This is a genomic window from Streptomyces boncukensis (genome assembly GCF_011045075.1).
In the GTDB taxonomy this organism is placed as follows: Bacteria; Actinomycetota; Actinomycetes; order Streptomycetales; family Streptomycetaceae; genus Streptomyces; species Streptomyces boncukensis.
The window spans coordinates 1-499 of record NZ_JAAKZZ010001114.1; the positions used below are offsets into that span (position 1 = coordinate 1).

1 protein-coding gene and 1 pseudogene are annotated in these 499 nt (G+C 72.9%); one reads left to right on the top strand and one right to left on the bottom strand.

The features are described 5' to 3' along the window. Positions 1 to 258 (bottom strand): phosphopantetheine-binding protein (locus G5C65_RS38210; RefSeq protein WP_165303683.1); only part of this gene is annotated, 258 nt, incomplete at its 3' end. Here G5C65_RS38210 and G5C65_RS38850 point away from each other — a divergent pair. Then, positions 245 to 499, top strand: a pseudogene (locus tag G5C65_RS38850) (hypothetical protein); the annotation flags it as partial. The gene G5C65_RS38210 and the pseudogene G5C65_RS38850 sit on opposite strands and share 14 nt — an antisense overlap.

Below are 499 nucleotides of genomic sequence, written 5' to 3' on the forward strand. Positions count from 1 at the left end.
AGCAGGGGCAGTGGGGACGCCGTCGGCTCGGGGAGGAGCGGGTGCGGCGCCGTTCAGGTCGACATAGGTCTCGGCGAGGTGGCGTACGAGGCGCTCCGTGTTCGGGCAGTCGAGGATGGCGGCCATGGGGATGTCCTCGCCGTACCGGCTCTGAATGCGCTGCATGATGCGCAGCGCGCCGATGGAGTCGAGGCCGTAGGTGGCGAACTCCCGCTCCGGGGCGATCTGTTCGGCGGCGATCCCGATGGTGTCCGCCACGGACTCGGTGACCCAGGCCGTCAGCTCCGCCAGCGGATCGCCCTGCGGCGCGGGGCGCGGGCTCGCGACGCGTACGGGTACGGGTACGGGTACGGCTCCGGGGCCGGGCTCCGGCCCGGACCCGGGCTCGGGCTCGGGTGGTGCCGCGTCGGCGGGACGGGACGGGGTGGCCGGAGTTCAGGTCGACATAGGTCTCGGCGAGGTGGCGTACGAGGCGCTCCGTGTTCGGGCAGTCGAGGAT